Source organism: [Collinsella] massiliensis, from assembly GCF_002161605.1.
In the GTDB taxonomy this organism is placed as follows: Bacteria; Actinomycetota; Coriobacteriia; order Coriobacteriales; family Coriobacteriaceae; genus Enorma.
On the sequence record NZ_NFIE01000001.1, the window covers coordinates 134,875 to 157,678 of the forward strand.

Here is a 22,804-nt window from a genome sequence, read left to right on the forward strand (position 1 = left end):
TCTTCGTCTGAACCTGACGGGCGTTCTACTCGGCAGATGTCTGAGCATCGCCTGCGGAACCGGAGCTGCCGCCATCACCCGGCTTGCGCCGGCGGGAACGGCGGCGGCGCTTCTTCGCGGGGGCCTCCTCGCCCCCGGCAGCGCCCGCGCTTCCCGCGCCGTTGCCGGCCGAGGCCGCGCGCGCACCGCCCCCGTCGCCGGGACGACGGCGCACCACCTTCACGTCGCCCTCGGCCACCTGGCTCGCCACCGACGGCGTCTCGGGCTTCTGGGCTGCGGGCTGGGCGGAATGGCGCCGATGCGCGCGCCCCGCGGGCTTCGACGCGGATTTCCCGGAGCCTGCCCCGGCATCCCCCGCCTTGCGGCTCGCCTCGTCGCGGGCGGCCGCGTCCAGGAAGGCACGGTCGCGCTCCTCGCTCGAGAGGTGCCGGCGGCGGCGACGACCAGGGGTCGCCTCGGCAGCCTGCTCGCGACCGCGTGCCTGCGCAGACGCCCCACCATCGCGGCGCGCCTCATCCGAGGTGTTCGAGCGCTTGCGCCGGCGGCGCGAAGAGGAGGAGCCGCCATCCGAACCCTCGGCAAGCGCCGCCTTGCCGCCCCGCTGCCCCTTCGTGCGGCCGCGCGAGGAGCCCTCGGAGGGGGCGTTGCCGCGGTCGCGCGAGCGGCGACGGCGCGGCGGGTCGATGGAGATGCGGTCGTCGCTCGAGAGTCCGTCGCCCACGTCGACGCCGTTCTCGCGGTCGAGCTCCATGAGGGCGAGCGCGATGTCCGGGCTCTCGAGGCGCTCGAGCACGTCGCGCGTCACGCAGTCCGGGCGGCAGGCGCAGCCCTGCTCCTCGGCGCGCTGGCAGGCGGCCTCGGAGCACGTCATGTCGGACAGGTTGACGCGGAACACCTTGCCGCTCTCGAGGCGCAGCACGAGCTGCTCGCGCGGGGTGTCGTACTCCTGGATGCGCGCCTTGCCGAGCGGCGTGTCGATCACGGCCTTCTTCTTGGGCGCGCGGCTCTTGAAGTCCTTGTAGGCCTCGAACTCGTAGCGCAGGCAGCACATGAGGCGGCCGCACACGCCGGAGATCTTGGCCGAGTTGAGCGGCAGGTCCTGCTCCTTCGCCATGCGGATGCTCACCGGCTCGAACTGCCCGCCGAACCGCGCGCAGCACAGCTCCTGGCCGCAATGGGCGATGCCGCCCACGAGGCGCGTCTCGTCGCGCACGCCGATCTGGCGCATGTCGACGCGCGTGTGCAGGCGCGCGGAGAGGTCCTTGACGAGCTGGCGGAAGTCGACGCGGTCCTCCGCGGCGAAGTAGAACACGGCCTTCTCGCCGCCGAACAGGTACTCGACCCCCACGGGCTTCATCTCGAGGCCTTCTTGGCGCACGAGCTCGCGGAAGACGTGCATGGCCTCCTCGCCCTTGCGGGCGAGCTCGTCGGCGCGGTCGAGGTCGGCGTCGGTCGCGATGCGCACGACGGGCTTGAGCGGGGCGCGGAGCTCCTTCTTCTCGACCTCGAAGGGGTCGGCCGTGACGAGGCCGATCTCGGTGCCGCGCTCCGTGGAGCAGACGGCGTAATCCGCCTCGACGATGTCGAGCCCCTGCGGGTCGAACCACAGATCGCACGAGGCGTACGGGAATTTGACGGGTACTACGACGGGCATGTGAGAGCCTTCCTGATATCGAAGAGCATGACCTCGAAGGCCAGCTGCGGGGTGACGTTGCGCTGGATGGCGCGCTCGGCGGCGGTGACCGCCTCGAGCGCATGCAGGGCGCGGACGGGCGATGCCAACCCGGTGGCAAGGCGGGCGACGATGTCCTCGACGTCGGCGTTGACGGGCTCGCCGGGGATTCCCTCGAGCTGCACGAGGGCGTCGCGCACGAGCGAGCGGGCGCACGCGAGCACCTCCATGATACCCGAACGCTCGCGCGCGGTGAGTTCGCGCTTGTTGCGGTCCTCGATCTGCTTCAGGGCGCCGCGCGAGAGGAACTCCTCGTCGCGCTTGAGGATGGCTTCCTGGGTGGATTTGACCTCGGCAAGCGGCGCCTTCACCGCGAGCGTGACCGCCTTCGCCTCGTTGAGCACGTCCGCCTCGTCGGCATGGGCGAGCGCGTCGAGGGCGTGGAGCATCGCGCGGCGCGCCTCCGGGCGGCTCACGCTCTTCAGGAACTCCGTCGCGCGTCCGGGGCTGCCCGCCACGGCGACGGCCATGCGGCAGCGCTCGAGCGGCAGGCCGGTCGCGCGCATGACCGCCTGGGACGCCGCCTCGGGCGAGATGAGACGGAACGGCACGCACTGGCAGCGCGAGACGATCGTGGGGAGGATGGTGTCGGCCGAGGTGCCCAGCAGGATGAACGTGACGTTCGCGGGCGGCTCCTCGAGGGTCTTGAGCAGGGCGTTCGCCGTGTTCGCGCGCAGCTGGTCCGCGCGGTCCAGGATGTAGACCTTGCGGCTCGCGCGGACGGGGGCGAGCGAGACCTCCTCGATGAGGTCGCGGATCTGGGCGATGAGGTAGCCCGTGGCGCTCTCGGGCGTAAGGAGGCGGACGTCCGGATGCGTGCGGCGGGCGACGCGCACGCAGGCCTCGCAGGCCCCGCAGCCGCCGTTCTCGCAGATGAGCGACTGCGCGAGCGCCCAGGCGGCATCAAGCTTGCCCGAGCCGGGCGCGCCGAGGAAGAGGTAGGCGTGCGAGGTGCGGTGCGACTCGACGGCGCGCTGCAGGTACGCGCGGACGCGCGGCTGCGTGTCGAGCTGCTCGAGCAGCGAGCGTCCCTGGTTGTCTGCGGCCGGCGGCATGCGCACCCCTCTTCTCATCGAACAGTACGCCTTATCTTACCGCGCGGCGGTATGCGGGATGCGCCCCCGTGCGCGCCCCGACCAAAAACGGGGAAATCGCCAAATGGGTTGGTTGGGGACGTGTTCCTTTCAACCCCTTTTTGAAAAAATGGGTTGGTTGGAACACGTCCCCAACCAACCCATCCAAAAGCGGCCGCGCCGGAGATGCCGACGCGACCGCAAGCGGAGGGAGATGGCGTGCAGAACAGGCTGCCCTCCCCTATTTTGAAACGTCTCAGGTTGAGAGCTGCTATGCCATGTACCCACCATCGATAGCGGAGACCGCGTGCTCCGTGTAGAACTTGAGCACGCCCCGCTGGTACTTCGGCGGTCGCGGCTGCCATGCCGCACGCCGGCTCTCGAGCACGCGCGCAACCTCGTCTTCCGGCAACCGCTCGCCAGCAATTCCCACGATTGCCAAGCGACGACCGGGGATGTCGATCTCGATAAGATCGCCTTCCTCCACGAGAGCGATGGGACCGCCCGCCGCGGCCTCGGGAGATACATGCCCGATAGCAGGCCCCCTCGAAGCGCCTGAGAAGCGGCCATCCGTGATAAGCGCTATCGAAGCGCCGAGTTCCGCATCGGAGGAGATCGCCTCCGTGGTGTAGAACATCTCGGGCATGCCCGAGCCCTTCGGCCCCTCGTAGCGGATGATAACGGCATCCCCCGGCTCGACCCTGTGATGGAGCACGGCGTCGAGTGCTTCCTCCTCGCAGTCGAACGGGCGCGCCCTGAGCACCGCGTGGAACATCTCGCGGGGGACCACCGTATGCTTGACCACGGCACCGTCCGGCGCAAGATTGCCGTGCAGGATGGCGATTGAGCCATCCCGGCCGATGGGATCGTCGGCAGGGCGAATGATGTCCTCGCGCGTGAGCCCCCAGGGCTCGAGCTGCCGCTCGCAGCGCTCGTAGTAGCCGTTCGCGCGCAGCTCGTCGAGGTTCTCGCCGAGCGTCTTGCCCGTCACGGTCATGACATCCAAGTGCAAGCGATCGCGAATCTCTTCCATGATGCGCGGCACGCCACCCGCATAGTGGAAGAACTGCGCCGGCCATTTCCCCGCAGGACGGATGTTCAGCAGGTAAACGGCACCACGATGCAGGCGATCAAAGTCGTCGGCCGTGATCTCGATTCCGAACTCGCGCGCGATAGCCGGGATATGCAGCAGGGAGTTGGTGGAGCCGGAGATGGCAGCATGAACGAGAATGAGGTTCTCAAAGCTCTCGCGCGTGACGATGTCCCGCGGGCACAGGCCCGCCCGGGCAAGCTCGACCGCGCGGCGGCCGGCGGCGCGCGCCTGCTCTTTGAGCTCTGCGCTCGTTGCGGGCAGAAGCGCCGTACCCGGCAGCGCGAGGCCGAGAGCCTCCGCGGTAACCTGCATCGTGGTCGCCGTGCCCATGAACGAGCACGCCCCGCAGCTGGGACAAGCGTTGTGCTTGGCGAACTCGAACTCCTCGAGACCGATTTCACCGCGCTCATACCGCGCCGCATACATGCCGAGCTGCTCAAGCGTGAGTAGATTCGGCCCCGCATCCATCACACCCCCGGGCACCACCACGGAGGGAATGTTCAGCCTGCCCACCGCCATGAGGTGCGCGGGCATACCCTTGTCGCAGCTTGCGACGAACACGCCGGCGTCGAATGGCGTCGCGCTCGCATGGATTTCGATCATGTTGGCGATCGCATCACGCGAAGGCAGCGAGTAGTTGATGCCATCGTGGCCTTGCGCCTCGCCATCGCAGATGTCGGTGGTGAAGTAGCGCGCGCCATGGCCGCCCGCTTCCGAGACGCCGGCACGAACTTCCTCGACCACATCGAGCAAGCCAACCGAGCCGGGATGCGAGTCGCCGAATGTGCTCTCGATGATTACCTGAGGCTTCGACAAATCATCAACCGTCCAGCCCGATCCGAGCCTAAGCGGGTCGAGCTCAGGAGAGAGCACGCGGTACCGTTGGCTCCTTAGTTCCTCCGTCATGCCATCCACCTCTCAAATCGCATGGTATCGCGCGGCTTGGAGCCGGCGACCTCGAGTCTTGTTTGGAATCAGACCCAGTGCAGGCATCACAGCGCGGGGCCGCGAAGCTCAAGTACCTCGGCGCCCGCACTCATCGTTACGGCACAACCCCGCGCCGCCGCAGGAACAAACAGCTGGTCGCCAGCTGTGACCTCTACGCGCTCGGCACCATCACCGGCTGCGACGTATCCGCTCCCCTGCACGATGTATAGGATGCGGAAATCATCCTCATCCGGCAACACCATGGTACCTGACGACGCAAACGAAAGCCGTTCCATCGCGAAGCATGCCGTGCGGCGTGCTCCAACGAGCTCCGTACGCGTGCCCACCTCATCAGAACTCACCTCGCGCGACGGAACAACGCAAAGCTTGCGCGCCTCATCTGCCGTCGTGGTTGTGAAGTCGAAGCATTCGAACATGCGCTCGAAGCCAAGCCCTAGATGGCAAAGTTCATCTGCAACTGCAAAGCCAGAAGGCGTGGTGCGCTCAACGCGGATAGTAAGATCCGTGGGCTCCTGCACCTCGATGAGATAGCACCCTGCACCGATGGCATGAGGACTGCCGCCTTGCACATACACCACCATGCCTGGCTCCACCTCGATGCGATGCATGCAGTCAAGCATGCCGTCGATGTCTTGTAGTCGGAACAGCTCTTCCCAGCGCTCGCGTGTCACGCCCTCCTTGAAGCCGTAATACACGCATGGACGCGGCTGCGGTCCCCCATCGTGCTCGCTCCCGTCATCTAGAAAATACCAGCACTCGGTCTTCCCATAAGGGGAATCGAAAAGCTCGCGCGCACGCGCAGCATTCGGATGCACCTGAATGGTAAGACGCTCGCCCGCATCTATGAGCTTCACGAGCACACCAAGTCCACCGCCCGCCGCGGCACGGCGCGCCCCGAGCATAGCGACCGGATCGGCCTCGATGAGCTCGCGCAACACTGCACCCGTCGACGCATCGCGACTGAGCCCTTCGTGCTGCCCTGTATCCGGCCGAACCGCCTCCGTCACCGAGGCGATCCATTCCTCCGGGTAATGTGGGTCGCTCACGCCGCGCAATCTTCCGGCGTTCACGTACGTCCTCCACACATGCTGATGGTCGAGCAGCAAAGGACCCATGGCACGGCCCCCTTCACGAATCGATTAGGGGTCGGACGCACCTCTCCCGCAAACATCATCCAGTTTCGCGAGGCAGATGAACCCGACCCCGATGTCCCAATTAGCGGTAGCAGACGGCCTTGCCAACGCTACCGAAGACGTCCATCTTGTGGGCGATCACCTTGCGCGCAGCCTCGATACCGGGCGTGAGCACCTTCGCGGGGACGATCTCGCCCGTCGCGATCATCTTGCCTACGGCCTGGAAGAAGGCGTGCTTGAAGTCGCTCGAGATGTTCACCTTCTGGATACCGATCTCGCAAGCACGGCGCACCTCATCATCCGGGTTGCCGCTACCACCATGCAGCACGAGCGGAACCGGAGAGACCTTTACGATTTCCTCGAGAATGTCCAGGCGCAGCTTCGGATCGAAACCCTTGGGATACAGGCCGTGCGCGGTGCCGATTGCCACCGCAAGCGAGTCCGCACCGGTCTTGCCGATGAAATCGACCACATCCTGCGGGTCGGTATACGTGATGTCCGTCGCACCGCCCTCGTCGGAGGAGTTATCGATCTTGCCAATCGTACCGATCTCGGCCTCCACGTCCACGCCCACCATATGGGCAAGCTCCACGACCTGCTTGGTCTGCTCAACGTTCTCGTCATAAGAAAGCATGGAGCCGTCGATCATCACGCTCGTGAAGCCGGCACGCATGACCTGCATGCACTCCTCGAGCGAGTGGCCGTGATCGAGATGGAGCACAAAGGGAACGCGGCTGTTCCCCAGGCGCTCGCGTGCATACGCGTAGAAGTCGGGGGTCGCGAAGCTGAACTCACCGAATGATACCTCGATGATCGCCGGAGTGTCCGTGGCCTCGGCCTCCTCGACCACCGCACGCAACAGCTCGCTCTGCGTAGCGTTGAACGCTCCGACGGCAAAGTGGTTCTCCTTGGCGACGGTGAGCATCTCTTTCATTCCGATAAGCATCTGGGGACTCCTCTCATGAACGGGTTTGGGACGATGGCATAGAGCCGGCAGGCCTGCTCCTACAACGAAGAGGTCGGCCGGGTCTATCTCATCGGGATGCGCGGGGCGACTTGGGGACATCCGTCGCCCCGCGCTGAAGAAAAGGGGCGATTAGAAGTTCTCGAGCTGAAGGTCGCCGTCCTTGATGCTCGAGGTTGCCTTAGGCTGGTTCTCGGTACCGGCAACGATATCGAGCGGGTTCACCATGTCGGGGTTGGAACCATCGTCCTTGGGAACCTTCTTGATGATCGAAAGGATCACACCCGTGATCACGCTGCCGATAGCAAGCGCAAGCAGGAACATGCCGGGGTTCGTGAACAGCGGCACGGTGAGCAGGCCGCCGTGAGGAACCGGCGCGCCCGTACCCCAGATCATGCACAGGCCACCAGCGACAGCGGAGCCGCACACACAGGCGAACACGACGCGCACGAGGTCGCGCGCAGCAATGGGGATAACGCCCTCAGTGATCATGCACACGCCCATGGGCACGGCCGCCTTCAGGGTCTCCTTCTCGGCCTTGGTGTACTTCTTAGGCGTGAGCAGGGCGGAAATCGCGATGCCGAACGGCGGGATCATGGAGCCCACGAACTTGACGGACTCCGGGCCGATGATGCCATCGATCATGAGGCCGTTCACGAAGGTGGAGGCGGTCTTGTTCACCGGACCACCGAAGTCGAAGCAGGCCATACCACCCAGGACGGCGCCGAAGACGAACTTGGAGCCGCTCTGAAGGCTCGTAACCCAATTGGTGAGGAACTCGGACAGCCAGGTGAACGGGATGCCCACAACGGTAAACATAAGCACGGAAGCGACCGCGGTGGTGATGACCGGGATGATCATGACCGGCATGAGACCCTGGACGGCACGCGGCACCTTGAGGTAACCCTTGATGCACGTGATGATGAAGCCGATGAGGAAGCCGGCGACGATGCCGCCGATGAAGCCGGCTTTGATCTGCGTGCAGATGAAGCCAACGATGAGGCCGGGGGCGATGCCGGGACGACTCGCGATGGAATATGCCACGCCCGCCGTGATGACCGGGACGATAGCGGACATACCGTAGTTACCAGCGGTGTAGAGATAGTATCCCAGGCCGGTCGTCGAATTGCGCACATCGCCGTCGATGACCTGGCCGAGCGCCATGCACAGGCCAGACGCGACCACGAGCGGAATCATGTATCCGATCGCAGTAAGCACGTGGCGCATGAGCTTGTTGGGCTTAAACTTATCAAACACCTGCATGCACCTTCTTCTCTATGTATCTACTGAGCGTTCTTCTTATCCAGAAGCTCCTGGATCTTGTCCAAGATGCCCCGGGAGTCCTTGATGACCTTGGCGGTGCCCACGCGAACCGTGGGCTTGCCGGCGAAACGCTCTTCGCCGGAGATGGCGACGTCCACAGCAAGCAGCACGACGTCGGCATCGGCGATCTGCTCATCGGTCAGGACGTATTCCGGGCCAATGGTTCCCTGGGTCTCGATGAAGCACGAGTCTCCGCGCTCCTTCGCAGCCTCCAGAATGTGCTCGCGCGCCATATACGTGTGCGCGATGCCTGCGGTGCAGGCGCATACCCCTACGACCTTCATTCGTTGCTCTCCTCTCCACTCAATGCACAACGAATCGTCTTCGGATCATCCGAAGTAAGCAGGGTCTCAACCACCTCCTTATGACAAAGCGCGACCGCCACCTTGGATAGCAGGTGGACTTCCTGGTTCTGATCGTCCGAACGGACGGCGAACATCACGAATGCGCGGCAGGGGCCATCGTCGAGCGAGGGCCATTCCACTGCCTCGGGGATGCGGGCGACCGCGAGGGAAGTCTTCGAGACCCCTTCGCTCTTGCTATGGGGAATGGCGATGCCGTCGCCGATGCCCGTCGGTCCTTCCCCCTCGCGCCACCAAGCATCCTTGAGGAACTGCGCGCGATCCGAGAGGCAACCCGCCTGCTCGAACATGTCCGCGAACGCTTCGAGAACCTCCTCGCGCGATGTTGCCTTCATAGAGACATCGATGAGCTCGAGCGGGAGCACGTCCTCGATACTCGTTTGGGCGTCAATCATGACTCCTCCTAGCACCGTTGGTGTTTTATGGTGTCCACGTGGACAGTTTTAACACACCTGTTGGGTTTTTTCAATTAAATGGTGTTTTTACCGTTTACCTTGAATAATATACCGTTTATCCGTGTTTTGGCATTTGACAGCGGTGCTTTATCCACGTACTATCGCAGCTAATTACATACCACCTGTTGGTTTTTGGAGGTAGTTATGAATCCGTTCGACATCGTATTCAACCGACATCTCGTTTTCGGAGCGGGCAAACTCCGCGAGGTTCCCGGCATGCTCTCGTGGCATAAGGTGAAGAAGGTCTTCCTCACGTCTTTCGACCGCGGCAATCCTAATTTCATCGCATTCACGAGCCTGCTTGACGAGGCGGGTATCCCCTACGTGGTGTACGCCGACATCCAGGGCGAACCCGATGCCCGCTGCATCAACCAGGGACGCGACCTCTATCTTGAGGAAGGCTGCGACTGCGCCGTGGCTTTCGGTGGTGGCAGCATCATCGATGCGACCAAAGCAATCAACATGCTGGCTGTGAACGGCGGCATGATTGAGCAATACCAGATGGAGGGGCGCGAGGTTCTCACCGCTCCCCCGTTGTTCATCGCCATTCCCACCACTTCGGGAACGGGAGCCGAGGCAACCAAGACCGCCGTGGTGCTCAATAACGACAACGGTCTTAAGAAGAGCCTCTATCACACCACCATGATCGCCGATATCGTGGTGCTCGATCCCGAGCTCACGCTCAGCCTGCCTGCGCCCATCACAGCAGCAACCGGTATGGATGCGCTCAGCCATGCGATCGAGTCCTACGTCTCGCTCAACGCGACGCCCATCACCGAGATGTACGGCCTCGCAGCGGTGCGGCTCATCTCTCAGAACCTCGAGCGCGCCGTGCGCGAGCCGAGCGATGTGGAGGCGCGCGGGGCGATGATGCTCGCGAGCTACTTCGGCGGCGTCGCGATCACCGCGGGAATCGGCATCGCGCACATCATGGCGCAGCCTCTCGGTGGTACGTTCAAGATTCCCCACGGCGACGCCTGTTCCATCTTCCTGCCCGCTTCCATCGAGCTCAACCGCGCGTACGCCAAGGAACGCTATGCCCGTCTGGCAGAAGCATTCGGCGTGGATACGCAGGGGCTCGACGCCGATGCGGCAACCGACGCCCTGATTGGAAAGATTCGTGAGCTGCAGGCGGCCATCAGCGCTCCCACGCACCTCACCCCTTACCTCAATCACGAGATTCCGCTCGACGAGCTCATCGATATCGTTAAGCGCACGACCGGACACATCACCTGCAATCCTCGTCCGCTCAACGAAGAGCTTATGCGCGAGGCCTACGAGCTGGCCCTGTAACCGCGATTGCGTGCCGACGCGCCGCTACGACCTTCGAAGCGGCGCGTCGACGACAGCTCCAAGACGCGCTGAGGCCTACATGCGGAAAGAACGGGAAACGCAGCGCACCACTGGTGCTTTTTGCTGGTAGCTACCGTACAATACAGGTGTCAGGACATGCTGCTCGCAATACCCCTTCTTAGGCTTCTATGAGCAGGGGGGGGGGTAGCACGAAAGGACCGGCTCGCAATGAAGAAGAAGGCATTTCTTTACCAACGACTTTACGACGATATTCGTCGGAACATCGAGCAGGGTGCCTTCTCCGCCGGTCAGCTCCTCCCCTCCGAGCGCGAGCTGGGCGAAACATACGGGGTCGACAGGACAACCGTGCGCCGAGCTCTCCAGATGCTCTCCGATGATCACCTGGTCTCCAAATTGCCTGGAAAGGGCACCATCGTCGCGATGCCAAATGGCAGCGCCGTGCAAGAATCGCCCGTCAGTTCCATGGGCGTGCGCTTACCAGGCAATCAGATGCGGACTGTTGGGTTCTTCATTCCTCAGAATAAAAAGGTCGCCGACAAGATTATGTTCCCGACCTACACGAGCCTCCTCTACCTCACCGAACAGGAATGCTCGGAGCACAACATTCGACTCATCTACTCTGCGCTAGACGAGCAGAAGGAACTCGATGACTACCTCTCGACGATGCGCTTTGACGGAATCATCTTCTTGAGCACCATCGCGGACAAGCATCTGGCCCGCGCCCTTGAGCTCGGTATCCCCTCCGTGCTGTTGAACAACCATCGTCCCGAGATCATATCCATATGCACGGATAACCTTGAGGGCGGCGCATGCGTCGCACGGTACCTCCTCGATCAAGGACACCGCGATATCATGCTGCTCGCTGGCAACCGCGTCTCGATTAACTGCCGCGAGCGCATCCAAGGCTTCTGTGACGAGCTGACCGTCCACGGGCTATCGTGCTACGGAGGGGTTTTTGGAGGTACTTCCTGGACGTTCGAAGCGGGATATGAGGAGACGAAGCGCGCGCTCTCAGAGCTTCCCGCACCCCCTACCGCGCTCTTCGCCTGTGGTGATCGCTTGGCGCTCGGAGCGCTCAAGGCGTTTCAGGAGGCTGGACTCGAAGTGCCGCGCGATGTGAGCATCGTGGGTTACGATAATTCCGAACAGGCGCAGTATGCGAACCCGAAGCTCACATCCGTGGACACGAACCTCAAAGCGCTCAGCGCGACGGCAATGCGAGCGCTCCAAGGAATCTTCAATGACCCAACGCTTGCGACCTATCCGCTGAAGGTCATGGTCCCGCCCACGCTCGTTGAGCACGACAGCGTTCTTGCCCGCTAAGAATGGCACGAACTCGCTTCTAAACGTCCGAAGCGACCTTTATCGATTTCGACTGTAACGCCCCCGAGGCGCATGCAAGCCCGTCGAAATAGCCAAATGGGTTGGTTGGGGACGTGTTCCTTTCAACGCCTTTTTCAAAATAGGTTGGATGGAACACGTCCCCAACCAACCCCCTATGAGGTTTTTGCTCGTGAGATCCCACCGGGAACCGAGAAGCTCTATCCCGCCGATAGCGTCATCATCTCGGCGGGCCAGGGGCCGCTCGATCGCCTGGTCAACACCACGGAGGGGCTCGAGGTAAGCCCGCGCGGCCTGCTCGTGACCGACAAGGACGGCCACACGACGCGACCCGAGGTCTTCGCCTGCGGCGGCGTGGCGAGCGGCGCGCGCACGGTGGTCGAGGCCGTCGCCGCCGCGAAGCGCGTGGCAGATTCGATGGACGCCTATATGCGCAGGGCGGGCGCGTAGGCCAGAGTCGCTTCAAGCTCATGCCGATGGGAATCGCTACGCAATCAGGAATAACGCTCCGCAAATCAGGTAGTCTCTATCCTGCAAATCCGTTAGTTTATTTCTTGTAAATCCATCAGTTTATGATTTGCAAATCCGGTATTTTATTCCTTGTTAATCTGGTAGTCATTCAATAGAACACGTGGTAACGTGGTAAATAGGATGCACGAACATCGTTGAGCAGGAGCCGTATCATGATTGCGCGCAGTCTTGAAGCAAAAGCCCTGGAGATGGCGAGCAAATTCCCCATCGTGTCAATCACCGGTCCTAGGCAGAGCGGAAAATCAACGCTCGTCAAAGCAGCGTTCCCAAGCTATCGCTACGTGAACCTTGAAGATGAGGACATGAGGGCGTTCGCTGTTGACGATCCGCGGTCATTCCTTCAGATGTATCCCGCCGGCACGATCATCGACGAGGCCCAGAGGGCACCAAGTCTGTTCTCATATCTCCAAGGGGCAGTCGACAGCACCGATAGACCGGGCCAATACATCATCTCCGGCTCGCAGAACTTCCTTCTCTTGGAGTCCATCTCCCAGTCTCTCGCCGGGCGTGTGGCGATACTCAACCTGCTACCGCTTTCACACGACGAACTCGATCGAGCGGGAATGCCGCCAAAAACGCTGAACAGCTGGATGTACGCCGGCGGATACCCGCGCATCTACGCGCATGCCATCGATCCGGCGGATTTCTACCCTTCCTACATCCAGACATATCTTGAGCGGGACGTGCGGCAAACGTTAGGGGTGCAGAAGCTCGCTGAATTCGAACGCTTTCTCACACTCTGCGCTTCACGCACGGGGGGCATGCTCAACAAAGAGGGCCTTTCGCGCGATTGCAGCGTCACGGTGAAAACCATCGAGCACTGGCTCTCGGTACTTGAGGCGAGCTTCATCGCCCTGCGGCTGCAGCCGTACTACCGTAATTTCGGAAAGAGACTTGTAAAAGCTCCCAAGCTGTATCTATGTGATACGGGTCTGGCGTGCAACTTACTGGGCGTGGAGCATGCAGACGAGCTCGCCACCAGTCCGCTGCGAGGCGCGCTGTTTGAGACGGCTGTCGTATCAGAAATCCAGAAAGCGGCCCTGTCCCGTGGCCGACAGCTCAAACTCTATTACTGGCGCGATGCCGGCAAGCAAGAAGCAGATCTCGTCATCGAAAAGGGCTCGCAACCGTGGCGCATCATCGAAATTAAGTCTTCCGCAACGTACCATCCGAAGTTCTTCGCGAACATTACCGGGCTCGGCGAGCTGATGGGAATTCCCGCCCAGCGCAGATATGTTGTATATGCGGGCGATCGCTCATTTGAGACTAGCCGGGGCGCCGTCATTACGCCGAGGGATATCGCCTCCACGCTGGAGTATAGCTAGATACATCATCGGGCGCAGCGGGAGCTTTCGCATGTCAACCCGCATGCGCGCGAAGGCTATCCCAGGCCGTGGGAAGGCTCATTCAGAAACTGTCCTCAACTGAGATTTCACGAAGCTCACGACGTCCGCATGGATGGCATCGACGTCGCGCGCGGCGTCGATGAGGTGCACGCGGGCGGGGTCGGAGGCGGCGATCGCGCGGAATCCCTCGGCCACGCGGTGCTGGTAGGCAAGGCCCTTCGCCTCCATGCGATCCTCGTCGCGCGCGGCGCGGCGCCGGGCGGCCACCGCAGGGTCGATGTCGAAGACCAGCGTGAGGTCGGGCGCGCACGCCCCCACGGCGAGCGCGTTCGCCCGCGCGACAACGTCGAGCGGCACCCCGCCGGCATAGCCCTGGTAGGCGGTCGTGGAATCGTAGAAGCGGTCGCACACCACCATGCGGCCCGCCGCGAGCGCGGGCGCGATGACCTCGTGGACGAGCTGGGCGCGGGCGGCCTCGTAGAGCAGAAGCTCGCACGTGTCCGACATCTCCGCGTTCGCCGGGTCGAGCAAAAGCGCGCGGATCTTCTCCGAGATGGCGACGCCGCCCGGCTCGCGCAGCATGAGCACGTCATAGCCCGCGCGCCCAAGCGCCTCCGCCAGCAGGCGGGCCTGCGTCGACTTGCCGCAGCCGTCGATGCCCTCGACCGTGATGAAGCGACCTGTGCGCTCCCCTTCTGCCATATGCTCCCCTTGCGCCACAGGGCGCGCGGACGGCCATCTCGCCCGCCGTCCGCGCGCCCGCATCCATCAGTTCCTGTTCGTGGCAGCTACTGCGTCGAGCTGCCGTATACCGCGACGTTCGCCGCGCTCGTCCCCACGATCGAGGGGTCGTTGAACGCATGCACGTACACGAGCTGCATGCCCTCGGAATAAGGCGCGATCTCGTACGGCATGATCGCGATGGCAATGCCATCCGGCGTGGCGAAGTAGCGCGTCGCGTCCGCCGCCATGCCCTCGATGGAATCCTCGTTCGCGCCGTAGGCGTTCGGGTTCGCCTCGATATAGGCGCTGATCGCATCGACCGCCTCACCTTGGAGCTCGTCCCACGGCACGCCGAGCGCCTCTTCGATCGAGATCTCCTCACCGGTTGAGAGGTCGTAGAACGCGCCCGACATCGCCTCCGAGCCGTGCGCGCCGCCGTTGAACAGCTCGCGCGAGCTCCGGACGCACGCGACGGAACCCTGCAGGTAGGTGACGTCGTCGCGGTGCACCCAGATCTGCGTCTCGCCGGAATCGAAGCTCCAGCCCTGGGTAGCGGCCAGATCCGCCTCGAAGCTCTCCTTGAACGAGGCGTTCAGCTTGTCGAGCGCCTCATCCGTCGTGCAATCCGGGGAAAGCACGAACTCCGGGTACGTCCAGGTGCGGCTCTCCTCCCAATCATCGCCATTCCCCTGCGAGGTCATGAAGGTCACGTCGGCCTCGTTGCTAGTGACGGCGTAACTCGCGTCTGCTTCGGCGTCGTCCGCCTCCTCCTCGTCGGGCGCATAGGCTTCGAGCGCCTCGGAGCCGGCCGCCGCCTCGAGAGCGTCGATGGTGTCCTGCGTGCGCTCACCAAGCGCATCGGGCAGCACGGTATCGATCTTGGTCGCAGGGTCGGCGTCGGACTCCGACTGCGCCTCGACATTGCTCGCGGGGAGATTGAACTCGTAGTTCGCCACCTGCTCGAGCGAGGAGACGAAGTCCTTCCAATCGTCCTCGCTCGCCTCCGAGCCGTCGATGGTCACCGTCGTCGTGGTGTCGTGGTCGACATAGCTGCTCTCAATTTGGCATGAGGCCACCGCCTCGAAACCGTCATCGCCGAGCCCGTAGTACTCCGAGCGCGTGACCTCGGTCTCCGGCTCGGTCGGCGCGGGGTAGCTATACACCTCGATAACCGTCTGCGCCGGATCGTCCGCGGCGTCGGCCTCGCGCTCGTACAGGTTCACATAGTAATAGCCGCCGTTGGAATGCGAGGCATCGCCCTCGTAGACCTGCTCGACCGCGCCGTCCGCATAGCGCCACACCGCGACCTGGTAGGTATCGTCCCCATAGAACGAGGTGGTCGTCGCGGGATCCTTCGTGCACACGACGGTGAGCAGCTCGTCGGTGCCGTCGCCGTCGAAATCGATGAGGTCGGCGAGCGCCAAGCCCGACGCCGCGACCTCGCCGCCGCTGTTGCGGTCGGCCGTCGCCGGCGCGCCGTACTCGTCGATGAGGTCCTGGCAGGTGTAGTAGTAGAGCGCCGCGGCAATCTGCTCGTCGGTGAGGCCGTCCTCCTCGGCGGGCTCCTGCGTGCTATCCGTCTCGGGCGCGGGCGGCTCGACCACGACCTCCTCTTCCGCCTTCGGGTTGTCCTCCTCGTAGTGGATGGGGATGCGCTGCTCATCGGAAGCATCGGACGAACCGCTGCCCGAGCCGTTGCCCTTCGAGCCGCCGTTCGAGCCCGACCCCTTCGAGCCGCTGCCCGAACCGTCGGGCGCGATCACCAGCATGTAATCGCCGTCGGGGATGTCCCCGAAGTTGTCCATCGTGAAGCCGTTGTTGCCCGTCACGCGGATCTCGGCGACCACCTCGTTGAAGGCGTCGCTCGCGGTGCTGTTCTTGCTCGCGTCATCCGAGGCGCGGCGCATGAGGCGCACGACGTAGGACGTGAGGTCCTCGCCCGAGGCATCGCGCGGGCGCACGCGCGTCACCACCGAGCACTGGAGCGGATCCGACTGGCCGTAGCTCGCCGTGGGAACGTCCTTGCCCATCATGCGAGGCAGCACGAAGATGGCGAAGAACGCGGCCGCGGCGACCACGATGAGGACGATCGTCGCGATGAGGACGACCGGGCGCTTCTTGCGCGGGGGCTGCGCGTCCTGGGCGGAAACTTCGCCCACAGGCGCATCGGCCATATGGCCGGGCTGGAGCACCGTCGTGGCACCCGTGCCCGCATCGGCGGCCGCATCCGGGGCCGACCACAGCGCTTGCTCGGCCGCCGCCGCATCGGCTGCCGCCTCGGCGCGCTCGGCCTCCGCAGTGACGGCGGCGTCGGCAGCGGGAAGCACCGTCGTCTCGGCGTTCCCGGGCATGACGGTCGTTTCGTCCGAGCCTTCGGGCATGACCCTGGTCTCGCCCGTGTCGCTCGCCACGACAGTCGTCGCATCGGTATCTGAGGGGGCAACCGCCGGCTCGTCATCCTCGGCGGGCGCGGACGTCACCTCCGCGGCGTCGGGGGCCATGACCGTCGTCGCATCGGCGGCGCCGGGCATGACCCTGGTCTCCATCGCCTCGACGGGAGCATCTGCCGGAACGGCAGCGGGGGTCTCCTCCCCGGCAGCTTCCGGCTGTGCCGCCTTCTTCGCCTCATCGGCCGCCTGCTGGGAAGCATCCGGGGCAGCCTGTGCGGGCACCGCTTCCTGGGCAGGCGCAACCTTCTGAACGGGCTCCGTCTCCTGGGAGAGCGCCGCCTCCTGGGCACCGGCATCCCGCGCAGGCGCCGCATCGGGCGCTACGCGCGGCTCGATCTTCGCCACCGGAGCGCCGCATTTCGTGCAAAACTTCGCGCCATCGGGCAGCTTCTGCCCGCAAGCCGTACAAAACATCGCATTCCCTCCGCTCGCCGAGCGTTGCGTTCACGCTTATGATACGACGAAGCGCGGACAAAAGCTGCTCGGAGCGGGCGGGAAACGAGATGGTGCCGCTCGCCGCTACTTCTTCGCCGAGCGCTTCGCCGTCGTCTTCTTCGCGCCCGAGGCCTTCTTCGCGCCGCCGCGCCCGCGCCCGCGCGCGCCGCCCGCGGCCTTCTTCTCCTTGCCGGGGCAGTCCATGTTCACGCAGATGCGCCACGGCCCGCGCGCGGTCTCGACCACCACGATGGGCGCGCCGCAGTGCTCGCACACCTCGCCCGTCGCGCTCAGCTTGCCGCGCGCCGGCAGCGGGTAGCTCGTGCCGCACTCGTCGTAGTTCGTGCACCGGATGAAGCGCTTGCCGCTCTTCTCGCTCTTATGCGCCACGAGCTCGCCGTGGCGGCCGGCCTCGGCGCAGGCGCGGCACTCGCCCACCACGATGTCGGGCTCGAAGTTCGTGGGGCACTTGGGGTTCACGCACATCTCGTACGCCTTCTGGCGGAACGGCTGGCACTTGATGCGCGGCGCCCCGCACTCCGGGCACACGGCGGCCTCGCCCTCGAGCGGGCTCACCTTCACGCCGCTCGGCACGGGATACGTCACGTCGCAGTCCGGCCAGCCCATGCAGCCGATGAAGCTGCCGCGCGTCTTGGCGCTCGTCTTCATGACCAGGTCCTTGCCGCACTTGGGGCACGCGCCCACGCGCGCATCGGCCGTCACGGCGTCGGCGATGGCGTCGCCGAGGTCGTCCTTGTGCTCGATGAGCGTGTCGAGCAGCCCCGCGAGCAGCGCGCGCGAGTGCTCGACCACGTGGTCCTGCGTGTCCTGGCCCTCGGCCACGTGCGTCATGTCCTCGTCGAGCTCCGCCGTCATCTCCGGCGTGGTGATGCGCGGCGCGAACTCGTGGAGCGCGTCGATGATGGCCATGCCGAGCTGGCTCGGCTCGATGGGGTCGTTCTTCAGGTACTTCACCGTGTAGAGGCGCTCGATGATGCTCGCGCGCGTGGACTTCGTGCCGAGCCCGCGCTTCTCCATCTCCTGCACGAGGCGGCCCTGGCTGTAGCGCGCGGGCGGCTCGGTCTGCTTCGCCTCGAGCGCGATGTCGCGCACGTCCACGGTGTCGCCCTCGGCGAGCGCCGGCAGCTGCTCGTCGCGCTTCAGGCCGTACGGATAGGCCTCGCGGAAGCCCGCGTCCACGAGCACGTCGCCGCTCGCGGTGAACGGCTCGCCCGCCACGTCGATGGCGAGCTTCGTGTTCTCGATGGTCGCGGGGCCCATGAGCGTCGCCAGGAAGCGGCGCGCGATGAGCATGTAGAGCTTCTTCTGGCCGCCGTCGAGCGTCTCGGGGTCGCCCTGGCCGGTGGGGTGGATGGGCGGGTGGTCGGTGGTCTCGGTCTTGCCGCGCGTGGGCTTCATGGGGCCGGCGAGCACCTTCTTGCACACCGGGCGGAGCGCCGGGCTGTTCGACGCGAGGCCGTCCACGATGCCCGCGAGGTCGAGCGTGCGCGGGTAGACCGTGTTGTCGACGCGTGGGTAGGAGATGAAGCCGGACATGTAGAGGCTCTCGGCGATGCGCATGGTGCGCGCGGGGCTGATGCCCTCCGCCGCGGCCGCCGCCTGCAGGCTCGTGGTGTTGAACGGCGTGGGCGGCTGCTGCTTGCGGCTGCGCTTCGCCACGCTGGTGACGGTGCCCGTCGTGGCGTGCTCCACATGGGCGAACGCCGTCTCCGCCGCGGCCTTGTCGGTGAAGCGCGCCGTGGCGTGGCCGATCTTGAACTCGGCGTCCTTGGCCGCCGCCATGCCGCGGATCTGCCAGTAGTCCTCGGGCACGAAGGCCATGCGCTCGCGCTCGCGCTCCACCACGAGGGCGAGCGTGGGGGTCTGCACGCGGCCGGCCGAGCGCACGTTGCCGAAGCCGCCGAAGCGAGCGAGGGTGAGGTAGCGCGTGAGCACCGCGCCCCAGATGAGGTCGATGTACTGGCGGCTCTCGCCGGCGTCGGCGAGGTCCTGGTCGAGCTCCACGAGGTTGTCGAAAGCGGCCGTGACCTCGCCCTTGATGAGCGCGGAGTAGCGCGCGCGGCTCGTGGGCACGTCGGGCGCCACCTCGCGCACGCAGGAGAGGGCGTCCGAGCCGATGAGCTCGCCCTCGCGGTCGAAGTCCGTGGCGATGATGACGTGGTCGGCCTTCTTGGCGAGGTTCTTGAGGACGCGGATAATCTCCTTCTCCGCCGGCTTCTTCACGATGGGCGCCCAGGTGAGGTACGGCAGGCTCTCGACCTTCCAACCCTTGATGTTGATGCCGTTCGCGAGGAAGGGCTTGCGCTTCGTGGCATAGGGCGGGCGCGCGAGGCCGTCCGGCACGTCCGCCGGCAGCACCTCGCCGTCGTCGCTCACGCTGTACCAACCCTGCTTCTTGTCGAAGAGGATCTCGTCGGGGAAGTCCGGCGCGAGGATGTGGCCCGCCAGGCCCATGGAGACCCAGTCCTCGCCGGATACCGTGAAGCGGTAGACCTGCGTGTTGTAGACCTTGTCCGTCTTGGGCTTGCCGTCCGCCAGGAGCTGGGCGATCTTCTGGGCGGCGATGTTCTTCTCTGCGATGACGAGTTTCACGTGCGACCTCTTATTGCCTTCCGCGAGCGCCCGCGCGCCCGCCCGTTCTAGCCGGACACTATACACGAGTTGCCTGCGGTTTACGAAAAACCCACCTGCATGGCGCCTATGGAGCGCGGGGCTTGGGGCGTGCCGCGCGCCTGCGATGGCGCCCCGCGGCCGGCGCGGCCTCCGTGCTTCTTACTATATCCCGTTATCTGCGGGGTAATCTGACAGGTTTCTGACACGAACCGTGGAGAGAACCGTGCGGCAGGCCCCAGTCCCGCGAAATCCTAGGCGCGCGCTGTCTCGACCTGCCCGGCGAGCCACTCGCTCCACGCGTCCATGCCCTCGCCCTTCGTGGCGCTCACCTCGAAGCGCGGCGCGCGCGGGTTGAGGTCGTCAAGCACGCGGTTGTAGCCCGCGCGGTCGAAGTCGAAGGCGGGGGCGACGTCGATCTTATTGAGCAGGAGCGCGCCGGCATGCTGGAAGATGCCCGGGTACTTGAGGGGCTTGTCGTCGCCCTCCGGCACCGAGAGGATCATGACGCAGAGGTTCTCGCCCAGGTCGAAGTCGACCGGGCACACGAGGTTGCCCACGTTCTCGATGAAGATGACGTCGATGGCGTCGAGCCCGATCGCCTCGTCGAGCGCGTCGACGGCCTGGCGAATCATGTTCCCCTCGAGGTGGCAGAGGCCGCCCGTGTTGATCTGGATGGCCGGCATCCCGGCCTCCTTCATGAGCTGCGCGTCCACGTCGCTCGCAATGTCGCCCTCGATGACGGCGCAGCGCAGGCCGAAGCGGTCGCGCAGCCGCTCGTTCGTGGCCAGGATGGTCGAGCTCTTGCCCGAGCCGGGGCTCGAGAGCACGTTCACCACGTAGGTGCCGGTCTGGGCGAAGCGCGCGCGGAGCTCGGCGGCGAGCTGCTCGTTGCGCGAGAGAATCGGCTGCTCAAGGTTGATGGTGCGCTCAGGCATGCTGCATCCCTCTCTCCGGAATCATTGGGGACGGTTGAGTCATTGGGGACGGGTTCAAATGACTCAGTGAGTCAAACGAACCCGACCCCATTGACTCACTGAGTCATTTGAACCCGTCCCCAATGACTCAACGACTCCAGCCGACCCCATCAGGGGAGGTCGACTTCCATGGACACGATCTCGAGCTCTCGGCCGGCCAGAAGGTGGGTCTCGGCGCTCCCGCACGCGGGGCACCGCACGTGGAAGCGGTCATGCTCGAACTCCTCGCCGCACGAAAGGCACCGGCTGCGCGGCCGCACGGCCTCCACGCGCAGGACGCTTCCGCGCATGAGCTCGTCATCCTCGCTCAGCACGTCCCACGCGAAATCGAGCGTCTCGGGAACGACCTCGCGCATGTCGCCGATGCGCAGCGTCACCGCGACGACGCGCAGCGCCCCGGCATCGCGCGCCGCCCGCGAGACGGTGTCGAGGATGCCCGAGACGATTCCCAGCTCGTGCATGAGCCGGCCTTACGCCTCCTCGTCGGCGGCGAAGAAGCCCACGCGGCTGCCCTTGAGGCCCTTCTTGCCCTCGCGCGCGATGATCACGAAGCGCGTCACGAGCAGCGACACCTCGTAGAGCGAGAGCAGCACCGCGTACATGAAGAGCATCGTGACGGGGCTCGCGTCCGGCGTCACCGTCGCCGCGATCACGGCCATGGCCACGTAGATGTAGCGCCAGGCGCCGCGGAAGGTCGCGTACGGCACGATGTGGAACACGGCCAAGTAGAACACGAAGAGCGGCAGCTCGAACGCGATGCCGAAGCCGATCATGAGCAGCACCTCGGTGTTGAGGTAGTTCTCGAGGTCGGCGAAGGCGGTCGCGATGGTGTTCGTCTCGCCCACGAGCCACTCGAACGCGGACGGCACGATGAACAGGTAGCAGAACACCGCGCCGATGAAGAAGAGCGCCGTGGCAAGGAAGAGCGTCGGCACCACCCAGCGGCGCTCGTTGGGCTTGAGCGCCGGCAGGAAGAAGCCGAGGATCTGCCAGAGGATCATGGGCACGCAGACCACCGCCGCCGTCTTGATGGCGATGGAGAAGCGCAGCGAGAAGCCGCCGAGCGAGCTCATGATGTAGAACTGGTCGTTCACGAACGGCGCGATGGGATCGGTGAGCAGGTCGATAATCGTCGGGGTGGCGAAGTAGAAGACCGCCGTACCGATGATGATGGACACGATGATGATGGTGAGGCGGCGACGGAGCTCGCCGAGGTGATCGAGCAGCGGCATGCGTGCGGGTCCGACGGGCATTACTGCTCACCCCCTTCCGCGGCGGGAGCATCCGTGGGCGCGGGCTCCTCGGCGGCGGGCTTCTCAACGGCAGGCTCCTCAACGGCCGTAGGTTCCTCCTCGGCCGCGGCGGGCGCGGCGTCGTCGGAAGCAGCGGCGCTCGCAGCCTCGGCGGAGGCAACCTCCCCCGTCGCACGGCGGCGCGGGCGGCGGCTGTAGAGATCCTCGATGCTCGGCTGCGCGGGCTCCTCGGCGGCGGGCTCAGCGGCAGCCGCGGCCTCGTCAGCGGCGTCGCTCGCGGCGTCGCCGGCAGCAGACGCGTCGCCTGCTACCGCAGCGGGCGCCTCGGCGCCAACCTCATCCGCGGCGCTCGCAGCCGCCTCGCGCTCGGCCTTCTCGGCCGCGAGGCGCGCACGGCGCTCGGCGAACGTCTCCTTGCGCGCCTCCGGCGCCTTCGCGGCGGCGTCGGCGGGCGCATCGGCATCCGCGTCCTCGTCGATCGCGGCCTGCTTCGAGGACGTCGACGCGCTCGCTGCGGCGGTCATGGGGTCGATCACCTCGGTCTGCACGACCGAGGTCACCTTCTGCTGCGTCTCGCGGAACTGGCGGATGGCACGGCCGATCGTCTTGCCCGCCTGGGGCAGCTTATCCGGCCCGAACAGCAGGAACGCGAAGACCAAGATGATGATTAACTCGGTTTGTCCGATTCCGAACACGAAAACCTCCCGAAACTATGGACAC

At 64.9% G+C, this 22,804-nt stretch carries 19 protein-coding genes; 4 read left to right on the top strand and 15 right to left on the bottom strand.

What is annotated here, in order from left to right; all coding sequences use genetic code 11:
• Positions 1-25 precede the first annotated feature (25 nt).
• The 8 genes from B5G02_RS00570 to B5G02_RS00605 form a co-directional block, all read right to left on the bottom strand.
• Positions 26-1,654 carry a PSP1 domain-containing protein gene (locus tag B5G02_RS00570; protein WP_094334759.1) on the bottom strand — a complete coding sequence of 543 codons (1,629 nt, stop codon included), beginning with the start codon at positions 1,652-1,654 and terminating at the stop codon, positions 26-28.
• Positions 1,642-2,787 carry a DNA polymerase III subunit delta' gene (gene holB, locus B5G02_RS00575; RefSeq protein ID WP_094334760.1) on the bottom strand — a complete coding sequence of 382 codons (1,146 nt, stop codon included), beginning with the start codon at positions 2,785-2,787 and terminating at the stop codon, positions 1,642-1,644. The genes B5G02_RS00570 and holB overlap by 13 nt, the downstream gene beginning before the upstream one ends.
• 289 nt (positions 2,788-3,076) lie before the next feature.
• Positions 3,077-4,804, bottom strand: a complete 1,728-nt coding sequence (gene ilvD, locus B5G02_RS00580; protein WP_164476326.1) for a dihydroxy-acid dehydratase — start codon at positions 4,802-4,804, stop codon at positions 3,077-3,079.
• 86 nt (positions 4,805-4,890) lie between these two features.
• Positions 4,891-5,961, bottom strand: coding sequence for a class I mannose-6-phosphate isomerase (locus B5G02_RS00585; protein ID WP_094334762.1), 1,071 nt, complete (start codon positions 5,959-5,961; stop codon positions 4,891-4,893).
• A gap of 100 nt (positions 5,962-6,061) precedes the next feature.
• Positions 6,062-6,925 carry a ketose-bisphosphate aldolase gene (locus B5G02_RS00590; protein WP_094334763.1) on the bottom strand — a complete coding sequence of 288 codons (864 nt, stop codon included), beginning with the start codon at positions 6,923-6,925 and terminating at the stop codon, positions 6,062-6,064.
• Between the two features lie 150 nt (positions 6,926-7,075).
• Entirely contained in the window at positions 7,076-8,206 is a 1,131-nt protein-coding gene (locus tag B5G02_RS00595) for a PTS fructose transporter subunit IIC (RefSeq protein ID WP_094334764.1), read from the bottom strand.
• Positions 8,207-8,226: 20 nt separating this feature from the next.
• Entirely contained in the window at positions 8,227-8,550 is a 324-nt protein-coding gene (locus B5G02_RS00600; RefSeq protein WP_019239210.1) for a PTS fructose transporter subunit IIB, read from the bottom strand.
• Positions 8,547-9,023: a PTS sugar transporter subunit IIA gene (locus B5G02_RS00605; RefSeq protein WP_094334765.1), complete on the bottom strand. Its 477-nt coding sequence runs from the start codon at positions 9,021-9,023 to the stop codon at positions 8,547-8,549. Before B5G02_RS00605 ends, B5G02_RS00600 begins: the two co-directional genes overlap by 4 nt.
• Positions 9,024-9,227: 204 nt before the next feature.
• Here B5G02_RS00605 and B5G02_RS00610 point away from each other — a divergent pair, with 204 nt between their 5' ends.
• From B5G02_RS00610 to B5G02_RS00625, 4 genes are all read left to right on the top strand, one after another.
• On the top strand, positions 9,228-10,376 hold the full coding sequence (locus tag B5G02_RS00610; RefSeq protein WP_094334766.1) for an iron-containing alcohol dehydrogenase: 1,149 nt from the start codon (positions 9,228-9,230) through the stop codon (positions 10,374-10,376).
• Between the two features lie 228 nt (positions 10,377-10,604).
• Positions 10,605-11,720, top strand: a complete 1,116-nt coding sequence (locus tag B5G02_RS00615) for a GntR family transcriptional regulator (RefSeq protein ID WP_094334767.1) — start codon at positions 10,605-10,607, stop codon at positions 11,718-11,720.
• Between the two features lie 144 nt (positions 11,721-11,864).
• Positions 11,865-12,188: an FAD-dependent oxidoreductase gene (locus B5G02_RS00620; RefSeq protein ID WP_206383721.1), complete on the top strand. Its 324-nt coding sequence runs from the start codon at positions 11,865-11,867 to the stop codon at positions 12,186-12,188.
• 233 nt (positions 12,189-12,421) lie between these two features.
• Positions 12,422-13,594 carry an ATP-binding protein gene (locus B5G02_RS00625; protein WP_094334769.1) on the top strand — a complete coding sequence of 391 codons (1,173 nt, stop codon included), beginning with the start codon at positions 12,422-12,424 and terminating at the stop codon, positions 13,592-13,594.
• 78 nt (positions 13,595-13,672) lie between these two features.
• Here B5G02_RS00625 and tmk read toward each other — a convergent pair whose 3' ends face one another.
• From tmk to B5G02_RS00660, 7 genes are all read right to left on the bottom strand, one after another.
• Positions 13,673-14,317: a dTMP kinase gene (tmk, locus tag B5G02_RS00630; protein WP_094334770.1), complete on the bottom strand. Its 645-nt coding sequence runs from the start codon at positions 14,315-14,317 to the stop codon at positions 13,673-13,675.
• A gap of 86 nt (positions 14,318-14,403) precedes the next feature.
• Positions 14,404-17,202, bottom strand: a complete 2,799-nt coding sequence (locus tag B5G02_RS00635) for a zinc ribbon domain-containing protein (RefSeq protein ID WP_094334771.1) — start codon at positions 17,200-17,202, stop codon at positions 14,404-14,406.
• Between the two features lie 105 nt (positions 17,203-17,307).
• On the bottom strand, positions 17,308-19,836 hold the full coding sequence (locus tag B5G02_RS00640) for a DNA topoisomerase I (protein ID WP_094334772.1): 2,529 nt from the start codon (positions 19,834-19,836) through the stop codon (positions 17,308-17,310).
• Between the two features lie 272 nt (positions 19,837-20,108).
• Positions 20,109-20,792 (bottom strand): hydrogenase nickel incorporation protein HypB, encoded by a 684-nt coding sequence (gene hypB, locus B5G02_RS00645; RefSeq protein ID WP_094334773.1) that lies wholly within the window; start codon positions 20,790-20,792, stop codon positions 20,109-20,111.
• Between the two features lie 149 nt (positions 20,793-20,941).
• Entirely contained in the window at positions 20,942-21,292 is a 351-nt protein-coding gene (locus B5G02_RS00650; RefSeq protein WP_094334774.1) for a hydrogenase maturation nickel metallochaperone HypA, read from the bottom strand.
• Between the two features lie 9 nt (positions 21,293-21,301).
• The gene (gene tatC, locus B5G02_RS00655; protein ID WP_241146104.1) at positions 21,302-22,084 is read right to left on the bottom strand and encodes a twin-arginine translocase subunit TatC; all 783 of its coding nucleotides are present in this window, start codon (positions 22,082-22,084) and stop codon (positions 21,302-21,304) included.
• Entirely contained in the window at positions 22,084-22,779 is a 696-nt protein-coding gene (locus B5G02_RS00660) for a Sec-independent protein translocase subunit TatA/TatB (protein ID WP_094334775.1), read from the bottom strand. The genes tatC and B5G02_RS00660 overlap by 1 nt, the downstream gene beginning before the upstream one ends.
• Between the last annotated feature and the right edge of the window lie 25 nt (positions 22,780-22,804).

What these genes read in the sequence shown, in the direction of transcription:
- B5G02_RS00625 (WP_094334769.1), top strand. Translation starts at nt 12,422, where the DNA reads ATGATTGCGCGCAGTCTTGAAGCAAAAGCCCTGGAGATGGCGAGCAAA.
- B5G02_RS00595 (WP_094334764.1), bottom strand. Translation starts at nt 8,206, where the DNA reads ATGCAGGTGTTTGATAAGTTTAAGCCCAACAAGCTCATGCGCCACGTG.
- tmk (WP_094334770.1), bottom strand. Translation starts at nt 14,317, where the DNA reads ATGGCAGAAGGGGAGCGCACAGGTCGCTTCATCACGGTCGAGGGCATC.
- B5G02_RS00605 (WP_094334765.1), bottom strand. Translation starts at nt 9,023, where the DNA reads ATGATTGACGCCCAAACGAGTATCGAGGACGTGCTCCCGCTCGAGCTC.
- B5G02_RS00570 (WP_094334759.1), bottom strand. Translation starts at nt 1,654, where the DNA reads ATGCCCGTCGTAGTACCCGTCAAATTCCCGTACGCCTCGTGCGATCTG.
- B5G02_RS00585 (WP_094334762.1), bottom strand. Translation starts at nt 5,961, where the DNA reads ATGGGTCCTTTGCTGCTCGACCATCAGCATGTGTGGAGGACGTACGTG.
- B5G02_RS00590 (WP_094334763.1), bottom strand. Translation starts at nt 6,925, where the DNA reads ATGCTTATCGGAATGAAAGAGATGCTCACCGTCGCCAAGGAGAACCAC.
- ilvD (WP_164476326.1), bottom strand. Translation starts at nt 4,804, where the DNA reads ATGACGGAGGAACTAAGGAGCCAACGGTACCGCGTGCTCTCTCCTGAG.
- B5G02_RS00600 (WP_019239210.1), bottom strand. Translation starts at nt 8,550, where the DNA reads ATGAAGGTCGTAGGGGTATGCGCCTGCACCGCAGGCATCGCGCACACG.
- tatC (WP_241146104.1), bottom strand. Translation starts at nt 22,084, where the DNA reads ATGCCCGTCGGACCCGCACGCATGCCGCTGCTCGATCACCTCGGCGAG.
- B5G02_RS00610 (WP_094334766.1), top strand. Translation starts at nt 9,228, where the DNA reads ATGAATCCGTTCGACATCGTATTCAACCGACATCTCGTTTTCGGAGCG.
- B5G02_RS00650 (WP_094334774.1), bottom strand. Translation starts at nt 21,292, where the DNA reads ATGCACGAGCTGGGAATCGTCTCGGGCATCCTCGACACCGTCTCGCGG.
- B5G02_RS00635 (WP_094334771.1), bottom strand. Translation starts at nt 17,202, where the DNA reads ATGTTTTGTACGGCTTGCGGGCAGAAGCTGCCCGATGGCGCGAAGTTT.
- hypB (WP_094334773.1), bottom strand. Translation starts at nt 20,792, where the DNA reads ATGCCTGAGCGCACCATCAACCTTGAGCAGCCGATTCTCTCGCGCAAC.
- holB (WP_094334760.1), bottom strand. Translation starts at nt 2,787, where the DNA reads ATGCCGCCGGCCGCAGACAACCAGGGACGCTCGCTGCTCGAGCAGCTC.
- B5G02_RS00615 (WP_094334767.1), top strand. Translation starts at nt 10,605, where the DNA reads ATGAAGAAGAAGGCATTTCTTTACCAACGACTTTACGACGATATTCGT.